Genomic DNA, 20,023 nt, shown 5'->3' with positions numbered 1-20,023 from the left:
CATATCTCCAGGCAAAACTGTACGGCAGATATGACGCGGGTTACAAGTACCCGGAAAACTCCCCCAGGCAAGGGGTTGACGTCCCACGATTCCTGGGCAATAGTTTTCGTATACGATTTCGTACTCGATGAGGAGTAATTCTTGGAACAGGTCACCGACCACCTCCTGGCCGCAGCGCGCAAGGTCATTGCGGTCCACATCAACTACCCCAGCCGGGCAGCGCAGCGCGGCCGGACACCCGGGCAGCCGTCGTATTTCCTGAAGCCATCCTCCTCCCTGGCGCTCAGCGGCTCAACGGTGGAACGTCCCGCCGGCTGCGAACTCCTCGGGTACGAAGGCGAGATCGCCCTCATCATCGGCAAGCCGGCCCGGCGCGTGGCCATCGAGGACGCCTGGAACCACGTCGGGTGGATCACGGCCAGTAACGACCTTGGCGTCTACGACCTCCGCTACGCCGACAAGGGCTCCAACCTCCGGTCCAAGGGCGGCGACGGTTTCACGCCGGTGGGCCCGGGACTGATCGCCGCGGACGCCGTCGACCCGGCACAACTACGGATCCGCACCTGGCACAACGGCGACCTGGTCCAGGACGACACCACCGGTGACCTGCTCTTCCCGTTTGCCCGCCTGGTCGCTGATCTCTCCCAGCTGCTCACCCTCGAGGAAGGCGACATCATCCTCACCGGCACCCCCGCCGGGGCCTCCGTGGCCAAGCCGGGCGACGTCGTCGAAGTTGAAGTCAGCACCGAAAGCACGACGGCGGGCGCCGCCGCTGCCGGCTTCTCCACGGGCCGCCTGGTCACCCGGGTCGAGGAGGGCACGACGCCGTTCGCGGACTTCGGCGCGCAGCCCAGGACCGATGACCTCCAGCGGGAGGAAGCCTACGGCTCGCGTGAAGCGGCCGGACTCGCCGCCGTCGGACATGTCCTGTCGCCGGAGCTGAAGGCGAAGCTCGAAAGCGTCTGCACGGCCACCCTGTCCTCCCAGCTGCGCAAGCGCGGCCTGAACAACGTCAGCATCGACGGCCTGACCTCGACCCGCCCGGACAGGCGGATCGTGGGCCTGGCCCGGACCCTGCGCTACGTGCCCAACCGCGAGGACCTCTTCAAGACCCACGGCGGCGGCTTCAACGCCCAGAAGAAGGCCATCGACTCGGTCAACGAGGGCGAAATCCTCGTCATGGAGGCCCGCGGCGAAAAGGGCACCGGCACCATCGGCGACATCCTGGCCCTCCGCGCCCAGGTCCGAGGCGCCGCCGCCGTCATCACCGACGGCGGCGTCCGTGACTTCTCCGCCGTGGCTGCGATGGACATGCCCACCTATTACGCCAACCCGCACCCCGCAGTCCTCGGGCGCCGGCACATCCCGTGGGACACGGACATCACGATCGCCTGCGGCGGCGCCACCGTGCAGCCCGGGGACATCATCGTGGCGGACGCGGACGGCATCCTGGTGATCCCGCCGGCCCTGGCCGAAGAACTCGCGGACGATTCCATCGCCCAGGAACGCGAGGAAGTCTTCATCGCCGAGATGGTGGCACAGGGTCACAGCGTGGACGGCCTCTACCCGCTGAACACCGCATGGCGGACCAAGTACGAGGAATGGGAAGCAGGCAAAGCCAATGACTGACACGGCGACTGCCACAGGCACAAACACAGGTACTCACCCCGCCGCGCACACAGTCAGCAAGTCCGAGCAGGCCTACGCGGCCGTCAAGGCCCGGATCGTGGACGGGGCCTACTCCCCCGGCTACCGGCTGGTGCTGGCGAAGATCGCCGAGGATCTGGGCGTCAGTGTGGTGCCGGTCCGCGAAGCCATCCGCCGGCTCGAGGCCGAAGGGCTGGTGACATTCGAGCGGAACGTCGGCGCCACCGTCGCCGGGATCGACCCCACCGAGTACCTCTACACGATGCAAACCCTCAGCATCGTGGAAGGTGCCGCCACGGCCCTTTCTGCTCCCCTGATCGGGCCGGCGGACATAGCCCGTGCCCGCGCCGTCAACGCCGAGATGCGCGCATGCCTGCAGCACTTCGACCCCGTCCGGTTCACCCGGCTGAACCAGGACTTCCACAGCATGCTGTTCGAGCACTGCCCCAACCCCCACATCCTGGACCTCGTCCACCGTGGCTGGAACCGGCTCGCCTCGCTGCGGTCCTCCACGTTCCGCTTCGTCCCCCGCCGCGCCCACGAATCGGTCGACGAACACGAGGCACTCCTGAAGCTCATCGAGTCGGGCGCCACTTCCGACGAGATCGAAAAGGCCGCCCGCCTCCACCGCTCCGCCACCCTGGACGCCTACCTCGCCCAGGCCGCTGCAACCGACCAGCACACGCCCCAGCAGTAAGGAAAGACAATGACGTTCACTGCCGAAGAAGCTACAACCCACTACGTTCCGCAGGACCTTCCCACCCACATCCAGCACTACATCAATGGCGAATTCGTCGACTCCCTGAGCGGCAAGACCTTCGACGTCCTGGATCCGGTGTCCAACACCAACTACGCCACCGCCGCCGCCGGGCAGAAAGAGGACATCGACCTCGCTGTCGCGGCCGCCCGGAAGGCCTTCACCACCGGGCCGTGGCCGCGGATGAAGCCGCGGGAACGCTCCCGGGTCCTGAACAGGATCGCCGACGCCGTCGAAGCCCAGGAGGCACGGCTCGCCGAGCTCGAAACCTTCGACACCGGCCTGCCGATCACCCAGGCCAAGGGCCAGGCGCTGCGCGCGGCGGAGAACTTCCGGTTCTTCGCGGACCTGATCGTGGCCCAGTTCGACGACGCCATGAAAGTCCCTGGCGCCCAGATCAACTACGTCAACCGCAAGCCGATCGGCGTCGCGGGCCTCATCACGCCGTGGAACACGCCGTTCATGCTCGAGTCCTGGAAGCTCGCCCCGGCGCTGGCAACCGGCAACACCGTTGTCCTCAAGCCGGCCGAATTCACCCCGCTGTCCGCCTCGCTCTGGGCCACCATCTTCAAAGACGCCGGCCTGCCCGACGGCGTCTTCAACCTCGTCAACGGCCTCGGCGAGGAAGCCGGCGACGCGCTGGTGAAGCACCCGGACGTGCCGCTGATCTCCTTCACCGGCGAAACCACCACCGGCCAGACGATCTTCCGCAACGCCGCGGAAAACCTCAAGGGCCTGTCCATGGAGCTCGGCGGCAAGTCGCCGTGCGTGGTGTTCGCCGACGCCGACCTCGACGCCGCGATCGATTCCGCCTTGTTCGGCGTCTTCTCGCTCAACGGCGAGCGCTGCACGGCCGGCTCCAGGATCCTGGTGGAGCGTGCCGTGTATGAGGAATTCTGCGACAAGTACGCCGCCCGGGCCAAGAACATCGTGGTCGGCGACCCCCACGACCCCAAGACCGAGGTCGGGGCCCTGGTCCACCCGGAGCACTATGCCAAGGTGGCCTCCTACGTGGAAATCGGCAAAACCGAAGGCCGGCTGCTGGCCGGCGGCGGCCGCCCGGCCCACCTGCCGGAGGGCAACTACATCGCGCCCACCGTATTCGCCGACGTCGCACCGGACGCCCGGATCTTCCAGGAGGAAATCTTCGGCCCGGTCGTGGCGATCACCCCGTTCGATACCGACGACGAAGCACTCGCCCTGGCGAACAACACCAAGTACGGGCTCGCGGCGTATATCTGGACCCAGAACCTGACCCGGGCGCACAACTTCTCCCAGAACGTCGAGGCCGGCATGGTCTGGCTCAACAGCCACAACGTCCGCGACCTCCGCACCCCCTTCGGCGGCGTCAAGGCCTCCGGCCTGGGGCACGAGGGCGGCTACCGCTCCATCGACTTCTACACCGACCAGCAGGCCGTCCACATCACCCTCGGCACCGTCCACACTCCCAAATTCGGCGCCTAACCCGCGTCCTGCCCCCCCTTTCAAAGAAGAGAGATGACCATGACCAACTTCATCCCGACCCCCTCCGTCCCGGCACCGGACATCGTCCGCTGCGCCTACATGGAGATCGTGGTCACGGACCTGGCCAAGTCCCGCGAGTTCTACGTTGACCTCCTTGGCCTGCACGTCACCGAGGAAGACGAGAACAACATCTACCTGCGCTCCTTGGAGGAGTTCATCCACCACAACCTTGTGCTGCGCAAGGGACCCATCGCCGCCGTCGCCGCGTTCGCCTACCGGGTGAAGTCCCCCGCCGAGGTCGATGCCGCCGAGGCCTACTATAAGGAACTCGGCTGCCGCACCGAACGCCGCAAGGAAGGCTTCACCAAGGGCATTGGCGACTCCGTCCGCGTCGAGGACCCGCTGGGCTTCCCCTACGAGTTTTTCTACGACGTGGAGCACGTCGAACGCCTCACCCAGCGCTACGACCTCTACTCCGCCGGCGAACTCGTCCGGCTGGATCACTTCAACCAGGTCACCCCGGACGTCCCGCGCGGCCGGAAGTACCTTGAGGACCTCGGCTTCCGGGTCTCGGAGGACATCCAGGATTCCGACGGCGTCACCTACGCCGTCTGGATGCACCGCAAGCAGACCGTGCACGACACCGCACTGACCGGGGGCAACGGCCCGCGCATGCACCACGTCGCGTTCGCCACCCATGAGAAGCACAACATCATCCAGATCTGCGACAAAATGGGCGCGCTGCGCATCTCCGACCGGATCGAGCGCGGCCCGGGCCGGCACGGCGTCTCCAACGCCTTCTACCTGTACATCCTGGACCCGGACGGCCACCGCATCGAGATCTACACCCAGGACTACTACACCGGCGACCCGGACAACCCCGTCATCACCTGGGACGTGCACGACAACCAGCGCCGCGACTGGTGGGGCAACCCCGTCGTCCCGTCCTGGTATACCGAGGCCTCCCTGGTCCTGGACCTGGACGGCAATCCGCAGCCGGTCATCATCCGCGAGGAAAAGAGCGAAATGGCAGTGACCGTGGGTGCCGACGGCTTCTCCTACACCCGCAAGGAAGAGGACGGCCATGCCGGCGAGAAAACCGGGTTCAAGCTCGGGGCGCAGCTGTAGCCATGCTGGATGCCACAACGATTGAGGCCATCGCGGACGAACTGCTCGAAGCCGGCCGCAACCGGAAGCCTGTTCCCCGCCTGACTGCCCGCTACCCGGATATGACGGTGGAGGACTCCTACGCGGTCCAGCAGTTGTGGCGGCGCCGCAGCGAGGAAGCCGGCCGGACCCTGGTGGGGCGGAAGATCGGTCTGACGTCGAAGGCCATGCAGGCTGCCACCGGCATCACCGAACCGGACTACGGCGCCATCTTCGATGACATGGTGCTCGAGACCGGCTGCTCGGTGGAGTGGGACAAGTACACCCACCCGCGGGTGGAGGTGGAGCTGGCGTTTGTCCTCAAAGACGCGCTCAAAGGCCCCGGCTGCACCATTTTCGATGTCCTGCGGGCCACGGACTACGTGGTTCCGGCCCTGGAGATCCTGGATTCCCGGATCGAGATGGAGGGCCGGACCATCGTGGACACCATCTCGGACAACGCCGCGATGGGGGCCATGGTGATCGGCGGCAACCCGGTGAAGCCCGACGCCGTGGACCTCCGCTGGGTCTCCGCCATCCTCTACAAGAATCAGACGGTGGAGGAGACCGGTGTTGCCGCCGGGGTCCTGGACCACCCGGCCAACGGGGTGCACTGGCTGGCCAACAAGATCGCCGCCCACGGGGACAGCATGAAAGCCGGCGACATCATCCTGGCCGGTTCCTTTACCCGGCCGATGTGGGTGTCCAAGGGCGACACCGTCCACGCAGACTACGGACCACTGGGAGTTGTGACATGCCGCTTCGAATAGAACCTCAAAACACCTTCCGGGACGCCCTGCGCAACCAAACCGGCGCTGCCGGCCGCCCGCTGGCCGGGATGTGGGTGTGCTCGGGCAGCCCGCTGGTGGCCGAACTCTGCGCCGGGTCCGGCCTGGACTGGCTGTTAGTGGATGCCGAACACAGCCCCAACGGGCTCGAATCCATCCTCGCCCAGCTCCAGGCCATCCACGGCTACCCCATCCACACCCTGGTCCGGCCCCCGGTCAACGACACCGTGGTGATCAAGCAGTACCTGGACCTGGGCGTCCAGAACCTGCTGATCCCAATGGTCCACTCAGCCGCCGAAGCAGAAGCCGCGGTGGCCGCCACCCGCTACCCGCCGCACGGGGTGCGCGGTGTCGGCTCCGCCCTGGCCCGCGCCGCCCGCTGGAACCGCGTCCCGGACTACCTCGCCCGGGCCGGTGAAACCATCAGCGTCACCGTCCAGATCGAATCCGCCGCCGCTGTCGACGCGGTCGAGGACATCCTGGCGGTGGACGGCGTGGACGCCATCTTCCTGGGGCCCTCCGACCTTGCCGCGTCCATGGGTCTGCTGGGACAGCAGGAACACGAAGAGGTGCGGGCCGCCGTCGAACACTGCCTCACCGCCGCTACAGCGGCCGGGAAACCCGCCGGCGTCAATGCCTTCAACCCCGACACCGCCCGCCACTACCTGGCCAACGGCGCCAACTTCATCCTGGTCGGAGCCGACGTCGCCCTGCTGGCCCGCGGCTCCGAAGCACTCGCTGCCGAATTCATCCCACCGGACCCGGTGGCTGAGGCCGCCAGCACCCCCGCCAGCTACTGACGATCCGCCACTAGGGAACGTCGGGCTGCCATAGCAACGCTAGGTTAGGCCGCGGCGGGTGCAGTCACGGACCGGGAAGCGGTCTGGTTGCGGAACCAGTCGGCCAGTTTCTTGCCCTTGCCCTTCCACCAGCTGTCCTCATCGCCGCCGTTGCGCCACCGGAAGATCACCATGACCATCACAAAGACTCCGCCCGCGACGTCCTGCCATGTCCCGCTGGCGGCATCGATGAGCACAGTGACCGCGCTGATCAGGATCGAGGGCCAGGCCAGCGTCGTGAAGACCGTGTTTGCCACGTACCGGCGGTGGGACCGCGGCACCGAGAGCGCACGGACCATGTCGAAGCAGACACACACGACGACGACGGTCTGGCCCAGGGACAAAAGGATTGAGCCGGGCAGGGATCCGGCGATAAGGGCCAGGGCACTGAGCCCGGAGTTCATGGCCTGCCCGCGATCAGTGCAGGTCCAGGCGCCGACTTTCCCGGCCACATTGGATCAAACGTGAAGTGCTTCAACATGCGGTGCCCCCCGGCATCTACCACTGTCCGACTTGCCGGCTCAACTGGCTGGCAACCCCAATTCAACAGGGTGGCCGTCCGCGGGGTCCCGCGAGGAAGGTACTCGAGTTTCAGCCGCGCTGCTACGTGGCGCACCTGAAGATGTACTCACTTCAGTGCGCCGGAACACTTGGTGGCCGGGGTCCGGGGCCACTTTCTGGTCCCGGCAAGCTTTTTCCCGCCGCGCCCGGGCCGGGATTGCGGGTACGTCCTTTCGCGACCACCCGGTGTCCTGAATTCCAGTAATTCTGCGTCGAGGCAAGTAGTCCACGCCGCAATAGACAGGTACCACTACGTGTTGTGAAGCCCCCGCTTCGAGGAAACGATGAGGCCATTCGATTCAGCGATGGCAACCGCAGGATTGGGGGGAAAGCGGCTCTTGCCTGTTGACTCCTCTGTCCGGGTGCCCCACAGAAGGAGTCTCACAAATGCGCAAGCTCACCAAGAAGAGCAAGGTCATCGCCGTTGCAGCCTCGGTTGCCCTCGTGGCAGTCGGCGGCGGCACGGCCTACGCCTACTGGACCACCACCGGCACCGGCACCGGCACCGCCGCCAACTCCACCGGCGGCGGCACCGTGACCCTGCATGCCAGCTTCGCCGCCGGCCTGGCCCCGGGCAACTCGGTGCCCGTCACGTACACGGCAGATAACAGCTCCAACACCGGCACCGTCGTCGGCGCCCTCACCGCAAGTGTGACCACGAGCGTGGCCGGATGCCTGCCGGCTTGGTTCACAGTCAGCGCCGACACGTCGAACACTGCAGTCGGGGCGAACAGCACGGGCACCCAGGTGGGGTCGGGAACGCTGGCGTTCCTCAATGACGCCGCCAACCAGGATGCCTGCAAGTCAGCCGTCGTCACGGTCACTGTCGGCAGCGTGTAGCTGGTGTCCCCGGCGGGCCGGACACCCGGCCCGCCGGGGCGGCCTTCGGGCCGCCGCACAGCAACCCACCAGTCACCGCCGACACCACGACCCGCCCAAGGCGCCCGGTCGAAGGAGGATAGGTAATGCTGCATCCACTGCGGTTCTTCCGGCTCGCCAGGGGTCATGCGGGCCTCGCCGGCCGTGCCCTCATGATTGGCTTGCTGGCCATCTTCCTGCCCGCGGGCACACTCTACGCCGCCGGGCAGCAGTCGGCCCCGCAAAAGCCCGGAATCCTGCTGCAGGTCACGCCGTCCACCCGGAACGTGGACCAGGGACAGGCCACGAGCTATTCCGCAACCGTCAGTTCCACCGGCGGATTCGCAGGCACAGTGTTACTGGGAGTCACCGGTGTCCCCGCGGAGGCAGCGGCCAGCTTCTCGCCGTCGTCCGTCAAGCTGACGGCCGGGAACACAGCCCAGCTCAGCATGAACGTATCCACGGCATCCGCTACAGCCGCTGGAGACTACGATCTGACGCTTACGGGCCAGAGCGGCTCCCTGCAGTCGGCAGCCGTCAAGGTCCAGTTCCGGGTCAAGGCGCCCCTGCGCGTCTTCGGGCTCGCCGGCGATGTGTCGGGCCTTCTCGCCCCCGGGACGAGCCGGTCCCTGGACCTCGGATTCAACAACCCGGATAAGGGGATCGACGTCGGCAATCTGACCGTCTCGATCACGGGTGTGGTCCGCACGTCGAAGGCAATCGCGGCGAACCTGCCCTGCACGGCACAGGACTATGCCGTGGCGCAGTACAGCGGGCGCTATCCCCTGACAGTCCCGTCCGGCAACAGCTCGCTCTCACAGCTTGGCGTTCCCCCGGCCCAATGGCCCCGGATCGCCATGCTCGACACTCCACGTCTCCAGGACGGCTGCAAAGGCGCAGTCCTCCAGCTGGCGTACTCGGGATCAGGGCAGGGAAACTGACATGCGATCCACACGATCCTTGGTGCAGGGCACCAAACTCGCTGGAACCGCCTCGGCCGGTGCCGTCGCGCTCTGCCTGCTGGCCGGCGGGGGCACGGCCTACGCGTACTGGGCCAGCACGGGCTCGGGTATCGGCGCCGCAGCCGCAGGCACCATGCAAATCAGCGTCGACGCGTCGGTGGCAGGCGACTCGAACAGCACCAGCATGGTCCCGGGCGGCACCGCAGATGTCATCCTCCGGACCAGCAACCCCAACGCCTTCGCGGTAACGCTGTACTCGGTGGCCGCCAGCGCGGCGGCCACGGCCGATGCCGCCCATGCCGGATGCACCACCACCGGGGTTTCCTTCACGGCCCCGGCCACACCGCTCGCACCCGCCGTCACCATCCCGGCGAAGTCCTCGGTGTTTGTCACCCTCCCGGGTGCGGCGAGCATGTCCGCCCAGTCACAGTCTGCCTGCCAGGGCGCGACCTTCAAGATTCCCGTCAAAGTGGAGGCACGACGATGAGCCGTCACAACAGGCGCGAGGCACGCTCCCGAACCCGGAGCCGCATCGCAGTCATCCTTACCGGCGCCGCCCTCCTCTCGTGGGCTGGCCCCGGGGCCAATGCCTTCTGGACGGCCGCGTCAACTGGCGGTTCCGCGTCAGCCAGCGCAGACGCTCTGCGCACCGGCGCCACGCCGACCGCCACAGTGTCCGGCGGAAATGTCACGCTGGCATGGAACGCCACCACCACCCTCGCCGGCCGCGCTGTCACCGGATACACGGTGGCACGCTATGCCTCCGCCTCGGGCGGCACCAAAGTCGCTACCGGCGGTACGTGCTCAGGCACGGTCACGGCCGGACCGGGCTGCACCGACCAGGGCGTCCCGACCGGCACCTGGTACTACACGGTCACCCCGGTGCTCGCGCAGTGGCAGGGAGCCGAGAGCGTCCGCAGCGGCGGTGCCGCCGTGGACACCACGCCGCCAGGCGCTCCTTCCGTGGTTGCCCCCACTTACGTCTACAGCGGCAATGTCGCTGCGGTGCCGGTCAACGGCAGCACCGAGCCGGGGGCATCCATCGCCCTGGCTGTGACCGACGTTGGCGCAGCGCACTCGGTCCCCGCGACCGCGACGGCGAACAGCTCAGGTGCCTGGAACGCCACCGTCAACCTGTCGTCCCTGAACCCCGGAACCATCACCTACCGCGCGGTCGCTACCGACACCGCGGGCAACCAAGGCAATCCCGCGACGCCCGGCACGACGACCTCAGTCAAGGACGTCGCGGCGCCTGCGGTGTCAACGGTGGCGCTGGCTGACGGCGGAGGCAGCGGAAGCAGTATCGGTGTGCTGGATGCCAAGGACAAAGTCATTATCACTTTCTCCGAGTCCATGGACGCCTCAACAATCTGCAGCAAGTGGACAGCCGGGGCCGACGGGACCGTGAGCGGGAACGGTGTGGTCATGGTCAATGTCAGTTCCAGCAACGTCCTCAGCGTCACAGTGACTAGCGCGGGCTGCGCGACGTCGAGAATCGGCACGGTGGCGTTGGCGGGGACCTACTATGGCTCGGGCACTCTCAGCTACGGAGGCAACGGCTCCAACGGCTCGTCACTGAGCTGGAACGCCGTTGCCAAGGCGCTGACGATCACGCTCGGAACCCGCTCGACAGGAGGCGCTGCGAACACCACGGCCCAGCCGGCCGCCGCGCCTTCATTCACACCCGATTCCGGCATCACCGATGCCGCCGGCAACGCTCTTCCCACCGACAAGTTCACCAGCACCACCGCTTCACGCTTCTGACGCAATGAGTGCCCGGGACCCTCAGGGGTCCCGGGCACTCATTGCGTTAAGCCAGGATTCAGTCTTCGATCCCGCGCGGCCGCCACACCACCAGCGCCTGGGACCGTGCCCGGGGGCGCTTGCCGCGGGCCAGGCTCACGACGTCGCCCGCGGCTCCGGCGGCGAAGATGCGGGAATCGAGGGCGCGGGGCCGGCGGTCCAGTTCTTCAGTCAGCTCGGTGACGCGCCTTTGCAGGGCTGCCACCTGGTTCTCCAGCTGGAGGATCCGCTTGATGCCCTCGAGGGACACGCCCTCCTGCGAGAGCCGCTGCACCTCGCGGAGCATGCTGATGTCCCGCTGAGAGTACCGCCGCGACTTGCCGGGGGCCCGGCTGGGCGAGACGATGCCCAGCCGGTCATACTGCCGGAGCGTCTGGGGGTGCATGTCCGCCAGTTCCGCGGCAACGGAGATGACGAAGATCGGCTGCTCGTACTCGATGGCCATGGCAGGCGTCCGTTCCTAGAGCCGGGCCTTGGCTGCCAGTTCGGCGCGGACGTCCTCACCGGCGGTGGCCGCGGCGAAGGTCTTGACGGCCTCCTCGGCTTCCTTGCTCAGCTTCCGCGGGACGGCGACGTCGATGGTCACCAGCAGATCCCCGGTGGCCTTGGTGTGCTTCACGCCGCGTCCCTTGACGCGGAGGGTGCGGCCCGACGGCGTGCCGGCAGGCACGCGCACCTTGACATTGTCGCCGTCGATCGTGGGAACCTCGATGTCGGCGCCCAGGGCTGCCTCCGGGAAGGTGACCGGAACGTGGATGCGCAGGTTGTCGCCGTCGCGGACGTAAAAATCGTGCGGCTTCACTGAGACGGTGACCATAAGATCCCCATAGCCGGCCGGACCGTACTGGCCCTTGCCCCGGACGCGCACCTTCTGGCCGTCCTTGATGCCGGCCGGGATGCGGACATCGATGACCTCGCCGTCCGGTTCACGCAGGCCGATGGTGGTGCCCCGGATGGAACCGGCGAAGGAAATGGAGGTGGACGCCGTCCGGTCGGCGCCCTTCTGCGGTGCACGCTGGAAGGACTGGCCCCCGCCGCCGAAGCCGCCGCCACCGCCGCCGAAGAGGTCGGCGAACTCGGGGGGAATGCCGCCGGCCGTGCTGTAACTGCCGGAGTGCCGTCCCCCGCCGCCGGTGAAGAGCCCGCCGAAGAGGTCCTCGAACCCGGCCCCGCCGGCAGCCCCGCCGCCTCCGCCGGGGGCGAAGCGTGCACCGCCGCCCATGGCCCGGATGGCGTCGTACTGCTGGCGCTCGTCGGCATCGGAAAGCACGGAGTAGGCCTCGGAGATGTCCTTGAACTTCTTCTCCGAAGCGGCATTCCCCGCGTTGGTGTCCGGGTGGTGCTGCCGCGCGAGCTTCCGGTAGGCCTTTTTGATGTCGGCGTCGGAAGCGTCCTTGGCGACTCCAAGGATCTTATAAAAGTCCTTGTCCACCCAGTCCTGGCTAGCCAATGGCGTTTCCTTTCAAATCTGTGTGCCGAGGTGACAGTTCGCGCCAATGTTTGGTCGAAACACGGGCGCGAACTGTCACTTCGATGGCGTACTGCTAGGCCGGGACGGCCACGATGACCTGAGCTGCCCGCAGGACCCTGTCGCCGGTTTTGTACCCGGAGCGCAGGACCTGGCTGACGGTGTCGATTTCGACATCCGTGCCCGGCTGCTGGATGAGGGCCTCGTGGATCGTCGGGTCGAACTCCACGCCGGTCTCATCGATGCGCACCAGGCCGTACGTCTTCAGCGCGTTCTCCAGCTTGGCGGCGATCGCGGCGAACGGTCCGTCCGTGAGGTCACCATGCTGGCGGGCGGCGTCGACGTCGTCCAGCACCGGCAGCAGGGAGTTCAGGACGCCGATGACGGCCATCTCCCCTGCCACGGCACGGTCGCGTTCAACGCGCTTGCGGTAGTTGACGTACTCGGCCTGCAGGCGGCGGAGGTCATTCCTGAGCTCCTCCGCCTCCGCGCCGTCAGCACCCTGGGCCACGGAATCCGCGGCCGGAACGTCCACACTGTTGAGGATGTCCTCGGCCTGGGACAGGGCGTCCCCGGAACCGGAGTCGGAGTCTGCCGCGGCGGCGCGCTCCTGGTCGGGGTGGCGGGCCTGGCCGGTCTTCGGGTCAACCTTGCGGTTGTCGTGGATGATCGGCTTCTGCGGCTCGTTCTCCCGCTGTTCGGCGTCGCGACGGCTCTCGGAAGAACCGTGGTCTTCTTCGTTACCGTGATGCGGCATGATTACTTCTTCTCGTCTTCGTCAACGATCTCGGCGTCGACGATGTCCTCGTCGGCTCCCGCTGCCTGCTCGCCGGCGGGGGCACCCTGGGCGCCGGTGGCGCCGTCCGGGGAACCTGCCTGGGCGTAGATGGCCTCGCCGAGCTTGGTCTGGGAAGCCTGCAGCTTCTCAAACGCGGTCTTGACGGCTGCGTCATCGGTGCCTTCGAGCGCTGCCTTGAGGGCGTCGACGTCGGCCTGGACTTCGGTCTTGACCTCTTCCGGCAGCTTGTCGGCGTTGTCAGCGATGAGCTTGTCCACGGAGTAGGCAAGCTGCTCGGCAGTGTTGCGGGTGTCGGCTGCCTCGCGGCGGGCCTTGTCCTCTGCTGCGTGCTCCTCGGCGTCCTTGACCATGCGGTCAATGTCTTCCTTGGAGAGGCTGGAACCGCCCGTGATGGTCATGGACTGTTCCTTGCCGGTGCCCTTGTCCTTCGCCGAGACGTGCACGATGCCGTTGGCGTCGATGTCGAAGGTGACCTCAACCTGCGGGACGCCACGCGGGGCCGGCGCGATGCCGGTCAGCTCGAACGTGCCCAGCGGCTTGTTGTCGCGGGTGAACTCGCGCTCGCCCTGGAAGACCTGGATGGCCACGGACGGCTGGTTGTCGTCCGCCGTCGTGAAGGTCTCGGAGCGCTTGGTCGGGATGGCCGTGTTGCGCTCGATCAGGTGCGTCATGATGCCGCCCTTGGTCTCGATGCCGAGGGAGAGCGGGGTGACGTCGATCAGGAGGACGTCCTTGCGCTCACCCTTCAGGACACCGGCCTGCAGTGCGGCGCCGACGGCGACGACCTCATCCGGGTTGACGCCCTTGTTCGGCTCCTTGCCGCCGGCGAGGTCCTTGACCAGGTCGTAGACGGCAGGCATGCGGGTGGAACCGCCGACCAGCACGATGTGGTCGATCTGGGACAACTGGATGCCGGCTTCCTTGATGACATCGTGGAACGGCTTCTTGGTGCGCTCGAGCAGATCCTTGGTGAGGTCCTGGAACTTGGCGCGGGTCAGCTGCTCGTCGAGGTGCACGGGGCCGTCGGGGGTGACGGAGAGGTACTGGAGCGAGACGTTGGTGCTCGAGGAGGAGGAGAGTTCCTTCTTGGCCTGCTCCGCGGCCTCACGCAGTCGCTGCAGGGCAATCTTGTCCTTGGACAGGTCAATGCCCTTGACCTTGAGCTGGTTCAGCAGGTAATCGACAACGCGCTGGTCCCAGTCGTCGCCGCCGAGGCGGTTGTCGCCCGCGGTGGAGCGGACCTGGATGGTGGAGAAGTTGTCTTCGTCCTTGCCAACCTCGAGGAGGGAGACGTCGAAGGTGCCGCCGCCGAGGTCGAAGACGAGGATGAGTTCGTCTTCCTTGCCCTTGTCCAGGCCGTAGGCCAGGGCGGCCGCGGTGGGCTCGTTGACGATGCGCAGGACCTTGAGGCCCGCGATTTCGCCGGCTTCCTTGGTGGCCTGGCGTTCGGCGTCATTGAAGTACGCGGGGACGGTGATCACGGCGTCCGTGACCTTCTCGCCGAGGTAGGACTCGGCGTCGTTCTTGAGCTTCATGAGGATACGGGCGGAGATTTCCTGCGCCGTGTACTTCTTGTCGTCAATGGCGACGGACCAGTCGGTGCCCATGTGGCGCTTGACGGAAGCAATGGTGCGGTCAATGTTGTTGACGGCCTGGCGCTTGGCGATTTCGCCAACCAGCACTTCGCCGGACTTGGAGAATGCAACAACCGACGGCGTGGTGCGGCCACCCTCGGCGTTGGCAATGACGGTGGGCTCGCCACCTTCGAGAACGGAGACGACGGAGTTGGTTGTTCCGAGGTCAATACCTACTGCACGTGACATGTGTTGCGTCCTTACTTTCCGTGGAAACTCGCCGGGATGGCCGCGGACCGCAATGCCTCTAACGGCAAAGGATCCGACGGTGATTGAGCGATCTGCACTCAACTTTACTCAGACCCCGATTAAAGTCAATCCAAAGTTGAGCGTCATGCGCTCAACTTTGGATTTTGGACGGCGCGGCCCGCTCGTTGGAAGTCGCTCTCCCCCGGAATCCGGGGAGTACCCGGCCAACAGTGCGGCCAGCCGCCGGGTATTTCGCTGTGCGCGAAGTCCGCCGTCAGCGCTCCCCGCGGTCAGCTTCGTCGGTGTCTGCGTTCCGCTCCACTGCGTTCCGTGCGGGCACCTCATCAGCGCCCCGCCCAGCGGCGCGCGAGGCGCCGGCGGTACCTTAGTCGCCTTCGGGATATTCGCCTTCCTCGGCGTCAGCCGGCGTCGCGGCGGTGCCACCCGCCGCGCCGTAATCGCCTTCGGGGTAACCGCCTTCCTCCGCGCCGACGGCGGTGGCGCCGCTGGTGCCGGCCGCCCCGTAGTCGCCGGTGGGGTATTCGCCCTCTTTGGCCTCGGGCGGGTTCTCCCCGGCGGTGCCGGCCGTGCCGTAGTCCCCCTCGACATACTGGCCTTCCGCGGCCTGCTCTTCGGGTTCCGCTGCTGTTCGATCAAACTCGCTGTTTTCGGACATGGTTGGATCCTTCCTGGAAGCCTCGGCGCGCCCAGGCAGGCGCAGGGGCAGTCTATCGAGCGCCACCGGGAGACAACAGGGGGCAAGGAAAACCCCGGGGCATCGGCTATTCCGGGTGATCGGCGGCTTGCCGGCCGGCCTGGGTCGCTGGCTGCTCAAGGCCTGCGAGGTCCGCCAGCACGGTCAGATGGTGGGCGAAGAGTTCATCCGGGGCGCTAAAGGTGTCCGCGCCGTACTGGCCAAAAACCTCGAAGCTGATGGCTCCGAACAGGGACGTCCAGACGAGGGCACCGCGCGCCAGCAGCCCGTCGGGCACCGCGAGTCCCATCCCGCTGCGGATCCGCTCCAGGTCGGCGGAAAGTGCGGGGACGACGACGGTCTGACCGTCAGGCGCGGCCAGCCGCCCGGCCCGGTAGGCGCCGTCCAGGAGCGCCATCAGGGCGTAGATCACCCGGGTACCCGGCGCCGTGGTCCGCTCGACCGGCGCCTGGTATCCGGGCACAGGGCTGCCGAAGAGGAGCCCATAGCGGGCCGGTTCGCGCAGCGCCCAGCGCCGCACAGCGGACCCCAGTGCGCTGAACCGCCCGGCAAAGTCGGTCACGGGCAGGGCAGCGACGGCGGTGTCGACTTCGTCTCCGAGTTCGTTGTACGCGTCGATGAGCAGCAGGGTCAGCAGCTCTTCGCGGTTCTCCACGTACCGGTAGACCGCCGAGGAGACCACGCCGAGATCCCGCGCCACGGCGCGAAGGGAGAGCGCGGCAGCCCCGTGCACTGCCAGATGCTCCCGGCCGAGGCGCACAATGTCCTCGATGGTCCGTGCCCGGGCACGCTCGCGGGGAGTGGGAGGCTTCACGGCCAGGTCAGTGGTCTGCGGCATGGCTCCAGCATTCCACAAAGCAGAGCAGTGTCAACAAATGTGAGCACTGCTCTTGACTTTCGCCCCAGCCGGATCCATCCTGAATTCAGAGAGCAGTGCTCTCAGGTTCAGGTTGCGGCCTGGCCAATCCAGCCCCAGCCCGGGCCGCCGCGGCCCGTGCGACCACAACGAAAGCGAGAACACCTTGTCCCAGTCCGTATCCCCCGAGGCCCCGGCCACTGCCCTGTTTGTCGTCACGGGCGCCGGCCCCGTCGGCTGGACGGTGGCCGAACAGCTCGCCGCAGCGGGCCACCGGGTGCGGGTGCTCACCCGCTCCGGCACCGGACCGGACAACCCGCTGATCGAAAAGACGGCCGTCGATGTGTCCGACCTTGCGCGGCTCGGCGAGCTGTTCCGGGGCGCCAAAGCCGTGTTCCACTGCATCCACGGATCGCAGTACAGCGCAAAGGTCTGGGCGGAGGAACTGCCCGGCGCCGAGGAGGTGGTGCTTGCCGCGGCGGGCGAGGCCGGCGCCGTCGTCGTGTTTCCGGAAAGCCTGTACTCCTACAGCGAGCCGGAACGGCCGATGACCGAGAAGGGCCCGCGGGAGGCCCGCGGCGGCAAACGGGGTATCCGCACCGCCCTGCTCGCGGCCCGTGCGGCGTCCGCAACGGACACCGTGAGTGTGGTGGCGAGCGATTTCTTCGGTCCCAGGGTCCGCGGCGCGCATGCCGGCGAGCGCATGGTGAAGCCGGTCCTGGCGGAAAAGCCCCTGATGGTAATTGGCAACGCTGGGCTGCCGCATTCCTTCACCTATGTGCCGGACCTGGCCGCCGCCATGATCAGGGCAGCTCAGGATCCTGCGCTGTGGAACCGGGTGTGGCACGCACCGACCGGCCCCGCGCTCAGCCAGCGGAAGATTGCTGCAGCGTTCGCCGCCGCTGCCGGCGTCCGGGCGCCGCGGGTGGCCGCCGTCCGCGGGTGGGTGCTGCGGACGGTGGGCATGTTCTCCGCCGGAACGCGGGAACTGGCCGAAACCCTGTACCAGTTCGAACGCCCCTTCGTGATGGACTCGAACGCCAGCGAAGCGGCCCTGGGGCTGCAGCCCACGCCGCTCAAGGAAGCAGCCGCCGCCACCGTTGCCTGGTGGAGGGACCAGGAACAGTGACGGCGGCTGCGGCTGCGGGGCGAGGCGGGTGCGCAGTCGCGGGTGCGGGCTAGCGGATTCCCGCCTCCGCGGATTCCGCCTCCGGGGCGGCCGGGCGGACACGCTCGGTTGCATCCATCTGCGCGCGCCCCAACTTGCTCGGCCACCAGATCCGCGGGCTGATGTCGTAGGCCAGGGCCGGAACCAGCAGCGACCGGACCAGGACGGTATCCAGCAACACGCCGAAGGCCACAATGAAGGCCAGCTGCACGAGGAACATGATGGGGATAACGCCCAGGGCGGCAAACGTGGCCGCGAGGACCACCCCGGCGGAGGTGATCACGCCGCCCGTGACGCCCAGGCCGCGCAGGATGCCGGGCCGGGTGCCGTGCTTAATGGACTCCTCCCGGACCCGGCTCATGAGGAAGATGTTGTAGTCCACCCCCAGCGCCACAAGGAAGACGAAGCCAAAGAGCGGGACGGTGGCATCGGCTCCCGGGAATCCAAAGATGTTGTTGAACACGAAGGCGGAGACTCCCATGGCGGCGGCGTAGGACAGCACCACCGAGGCAACCAGCAGCACCGGCGCCAGCACGGAGCGCAGCAGCAGCATCAGGATCACCAGGATCACCGCGAGGACCACAGGGATGATGGTGACGAGGTCACGCTGGGCAGTGGTGTTCGTGTCCAGGGCCGTCGCCGTCACTCCGCCGACCAGGGCGCCGTCGTCGATTTTCTTCAGTTCCTGGCGGAGGGCCACCACGACGTTTTCAGCCTCGTTGGAGTCCGCGGCGAAGTCCAGCGTCGCGTTGATCAGGACCTTGCCGTCCCTCACCGCAGGAGCCGTGGGAGAAGCCGGGGCGCCGGGTGCGGCCGGAGCGCCGGGGACGATCGGAACGCTGCCTTCGGCCAGCAGGTAGGCGGCCCCGACGCCGTCGGTCGCTTTGGTCTTGGCCAGCACGTCCTGCGCCTTCGCCTCGTCAGCGACGATCACGGCAGGACTGCCGGAGCCCGCGTCGAAGTGACGGGCCAGGGCGTCCTGGCCGTCGACGGCGTTGGAGGCGGTGAGGATCACGTCGGTCTGCGGGACGCCGTTTGCCTTGAGCTGGAGCACGCCGGCGGAGGCCATCAGGAGCAGCAGCACGGAGGCGACCCAGACAGTCCGCGGCCGGCGGGACACGAGGGACCCGGTGGCGCGCCACAAGCCCTTCTGGCCCTCGAGGCCGGTGACGAGTTCGGGCTCGCGCTCAGTCTCCGGGAGCAGCTTGGGGCGGAACGGCCAGAACGCGGCGCGGCCCAGCAGCGCCATCAGCGCTGGCAGCAGGGTCAGGGCCGCGAAGAGGGAACACAGGATGCCTGCGGCCGCCACGGGGCCGAGTGCCTTGTTCGAGTTGAGGTCGGACAAGAGCAGGCACAGCAGCGCGATGATGACGGTGGCGCCGGAGGCCAGGATAGGCTCCCAGGCCGCCTTCCACGCGGTGAGCGCGGCGGCCGTCCGGTTGGTCGTGTGCGTCAGCGCCTCACGGAACCGCGCCACATAGAGCAGCGCGTAGTCAGTGGCGGCACCGATCACCAGGATGGACAGGATGCCCTGGCTCTGGCCGTTGAGCTGGATCCAGCCGAGCTTGGCCATCCCGAAAACCAGCAGGATGGCGGCGCAGAGCGCGAAGACCGAGGTGAACAGCACGGCGATCGGCAGCAGCAGCGAGCGGTAGACGATCAGCAGGATCAGGAAAACCGCGGCAAGGGCCACCAGCAGCAGGATGCCGTCGATGCCCGCGAAGGCGCTGACGAGGTCCGCGGCAAGCCCGGCCGGACCGGTTACGAAGGTCTGCATTCCCGCCGGAGCGGATGCCTGCACCTCCGCGCGGAGTTCCTTGACGACTTCCTTCACTTCGCCGGCCGATTCGATCGGGACTACAAACTGCACGGCCTTGGCATCCTCGGACGGGATGGGGCCGACGACGGTGCTGCCGGCGCCCAGCGCCTCCAGCTTGCCCTTGAGGGCTGCCACCTCGCCGAGCTGGGCCGGGGTGAAGGCCGAGTCGCTCTCTATGACAATGACGGCTGGGACCTCATTGGTGTCCCGGAACTTGGCCTGCCAGTCCCGGACCTCCGTGGCCTCGGCTCCCGTCGGCAGGAAGGACGCCTGGTCATTGGAGGAGACCTCGCTCAGCCGGCCAAAAGTGGGCCCGCCGATCCCGGCGATGGCCAGCCAGGTGACGACGAGCAGGACGGGAATCAGCCAGCGCAGCCAGAAAGGGACGCGGGCACTGCCGTGTGGTGTCTTGTTCATGGTTCCTTCTGGTGCATGCCTGGGAGGAGTAGAATTGAGTCCATAGTAGACTATCTCCACTATGGAGATAAACGGGTGGGGTCCAATTCTTGGGAAATACTTCGACGCCGGGCCGGTCCGAGGCCGAGGTCCG

General features: G+C 67.3%; 19 protein-coding genes. 11 read left to right on the top strand and 8 right to left on the bottom strand.

The features are described from left to right. The first annotated feature begins 141 nt into the window (after positions 1–141). From GXK59_RS19155 to GXK59_RS19130, 6 genes are read left to right on the top strand one after another with little or no spacing between them, the layout of a single operon-like run. Entirely contained in the window at positions 142–1,629 is a 1,488-nt protein-coding gene (locus tag GXK59_RS19155; RefSeq protein WP_160663347.1) for a fumarylacetoacetate hydrolase family protein, read from the top strand. Next, complete coding sequence (locus GXK59_RS19150; RefSeq protein WP_160663345.1) at positions 1,622–2,344, top strand: GntR family transcriptional regulator; 723 nt, start codon at positions 1,622–1,624, stop codon at positions 2,342–2,344. The genes GXK59_RS19155 and GXK59_RS19150 overlap by 8 nt, the downstream gene beginning before the upstream one ends. Positions 2,345–2,353: 9 nt before the next feature. Next, entirely contained in the window at positions 2,354–3,868 is a 1,515-nt protein-coding gene (hpaE, locus tag GXK59_RS19145; RefSeq protein ID WP_160663343.1) for a 5-carboxymethyl-2-hydroxymuconate semialdehyde dehydrogenase, read from the top strand. A 39-nt stretch (positions 3,869–3,907) separates the two neighbouring features. Beyond that, entirely contained in the window at positions 3,908–4,996 is a 1,089-nt protein-coding gene (hpaD, locus tag GXK59_RS19140) for a 3,4-dihydroxyphenylacetate 2,3-dioxygenase (protein ID WP_160668900.1), read from the top strand. Between the two features lie 2 nt (positions 4,997–4,998). After that, positions 4,999–5,784: a 2-oxo-hept-4-ene-1,7-dioate hydratase gene (gene hpaH / locus GXK59_RS19135; RefSeq protein WP_160663341.1), complete on the top strand. Its 786-nt coding sequence runs from the start codon at positions 4,999–5,001 to the stop codon at positions 5,782–5,784. Then, positions 5,769–6,602 (top strand): HpcH/HpaI aldolase family protein, encoded by an 834-nt coding sequence (locus GXK59_RS19130; RefSeq protein ID WP_202129033.1) that lies wholly within the window; start codon positions 5,769–5,771, stop codon positions 6,600–6,602. The genes hpaH and GXK59_RS19130 overlap by 16 nt, the downstream gene beginning before the upstream one ends. Positions 6,603–6,646: 44 nt before the next feature. Here GXK59_RS19130 and GXK59_RS19125 read toward each other — a convergent pair whose 3' ends face one another. Next, complete coding sequence (locus GXK59_RS19125) at positions 6,647–7,093, bottom strand: hypothetical protein (RefSeq protein WP_337248049.1); 447 nt, start codon at positions 7,091–7,093, stop codon at positions 6,647–6,649. Positions 7,094–7,589: 496 nt separating this feature from the next. On the opposite strand from GXK59_RS19125, the gene GXK59_RS19120 reads away from it, so the two are divergent. From GXK59_RS19120 to GXK59_RS19105, 4 genes are all read left to right on the top strand, one after another. Continuing rightward, the gene (locus GXK59_RS19120; protein WP_160663339.1) at positions 7,590–8,042 is read left to right on the top strand and encodes a hypothetical protein; all 453 of its coding nucleotides are present in this window, start codon (positions 7,590–7,592) and stop codon (positions 8,040–8,042) included. Positions 8,043–8,167: 125 nt separating this feature from the next. Further along, on the top strand, positions 8,168–9,001 hold the full coding sequence (locus tag GXK59_RS19115; RefSeq protein WP_160663337.1) for a COG1470 family protein: 834 nt from the start codon (positions 8,168–8,170) through the stop codon (positions 8,999–9,001). A 1-nt stretch (position 9,002) separates the two neighbouring features. After that, complete coding sequence (locus tag GXK59_RS19110) at positions 9,003–9,509, top strand: hypothetical protein (protein ID WP_160663335.1); 507 nt, start codon at positions 9,003–9,005, stop codon at positions 9,507–9,509. Further along, a complete protein-coding gene (locus GXK59_RS19105; protein WP_160663333.1) occupies positions 9,506–10,786 on the top strand; it encodes a hypothetical protein in 1,281 nt (426 codons plus the stop codon). Before GXK59_RS19110 ends, GXK59_RS19105 begins: the two co-directional genes overlap by 4 nt. A 58-nt stretch (positions 10,787–10,844) precedes the next feature. Here GXK59_RS19105 and GXK59_RS19100 read toward each other — a convergent pair whose 3' ends face one another. The 6 genes from GXK59_RS19100 to GXK59_RS19075 all read right to left on the bottom strand — a co-directional run bounded on the left by GXK59_RS19100 (position 10,845) and on the right by GXK59_RS19075 (position 16,468). Then, positions 10,845–11,270, bottom strand: a complete 426-nt coding sequence (locus tag GXK59_RS19100) for a heat shock protein transcriptional repressor HspR (RefSeq protein ID WP_160663331.1) — start codon at positions 11,268–11,270, stop codon at positions 10,845–10,847. A 15-nt stretch (positions 11,271–11,285) separates the two neighbouring features. Further along, positions 11,286–12,275, bottom strand: coding sequence for a DnaJ C-terminal domain-containing protein (locus tag GXK59_RS19095; protein WP_202129032.1), 990 nt, complete (start codon positions 12,273–12,275; stop codon positions 11,286–11,288). 94 nt (positions 12,276–12,369) lie between these two features. Next, positions 12,370–13,050 (bottom strand): nucleotide exchange factor GrpE, encoded by a 681-nt coding sequence (locus GXK59_RS19090; protein WP_202129031.1) that lies wholly within the window; start codon positions 13,048–13,050, stop codon positions 12,370–12,372. Positions 13,051–13,052: 2 nt separating this feature from the next. Next, positions 13,053–14,915, bottom strand: coding sequence for a molecular chaperone DnaK (gene dnaK, locus GXK59_RS19085; RefSeq protein ID WP_160663329.1), 1,863 nt, complete (start codon positions 14,913–14,915; stop codon positions 13,053–13,055). Positions 14,916–15,300: 385 nt separating this feature from the next. After that, a complete protein-coding gene (locus GXK59_RS19080; protein ID WP_160663327.1) occupies positions 15,301–15,591 on the bottom strand; it encodes a hypothetical protein in 291 nt (96 codons plus the stop codon). Between the two features lie 106 nt (positions 15,592–15,697). Beyond that, positions 15,698–16,468, bottom strand: coding sequence for a TetR/AcrR family transcriptional regulator (locus GXK59_RS19075; RefSeq protein ID WP_160663325.1), 771 nt, complete (start codon positions 16,466–16,468; stop codon positions 15,698–15,700). A 223-nt stretch (positions 16,469–16,691) separates the two neighbouring features. Between GXK59_RS19075 and GXK59_RS19070 the strand changes: the two genes are divergently transcribed. Further along, positions 16,692–17,615 (top strand): NAD-dependent epimerase/dehydratase family protein, encoded by a 924-nt coding sequence (locus GXK59_RS19070; protein ID WP_160668895.1) that lies wholly within the window; start codon positions 16,692–16,694, stop codon positions 17,613–17,615. Positions 17,616–17,664: 49 nt separating this feature from the next. Here GXK59_RS19070 and GXK59_RS19065 read toward each other — a convergent pair whose 3' ends face one another. Continuing rightward, positions 17,665–19,890: an MMPL family transporter gene (locus tag GXK59_RS19065; RefSeq protein ID WP_237393708.1), complete on the bottom strand. Its 2,226-nt coding sequence runs from the start codon at positions 19,888–19,890 to the stop codon at positions 17,665–17,667. Positions 19,891–20,023 lie beyond the last annotated feature (133 nt).

The organism is Pseudarthrobacter sp. ATCC 49987, assembly GCF_009928425.1.
In the GTDB taxonomy this organism is placed as follows: domain Bacteria; phylum Actinomycetota; class Actinomycetes; order Actinomycetales; family Micrococcaceae; genus Arthrobacter.
This window is presented reverse-complemented; position numbering and strand designations above follow the sequence as displayed.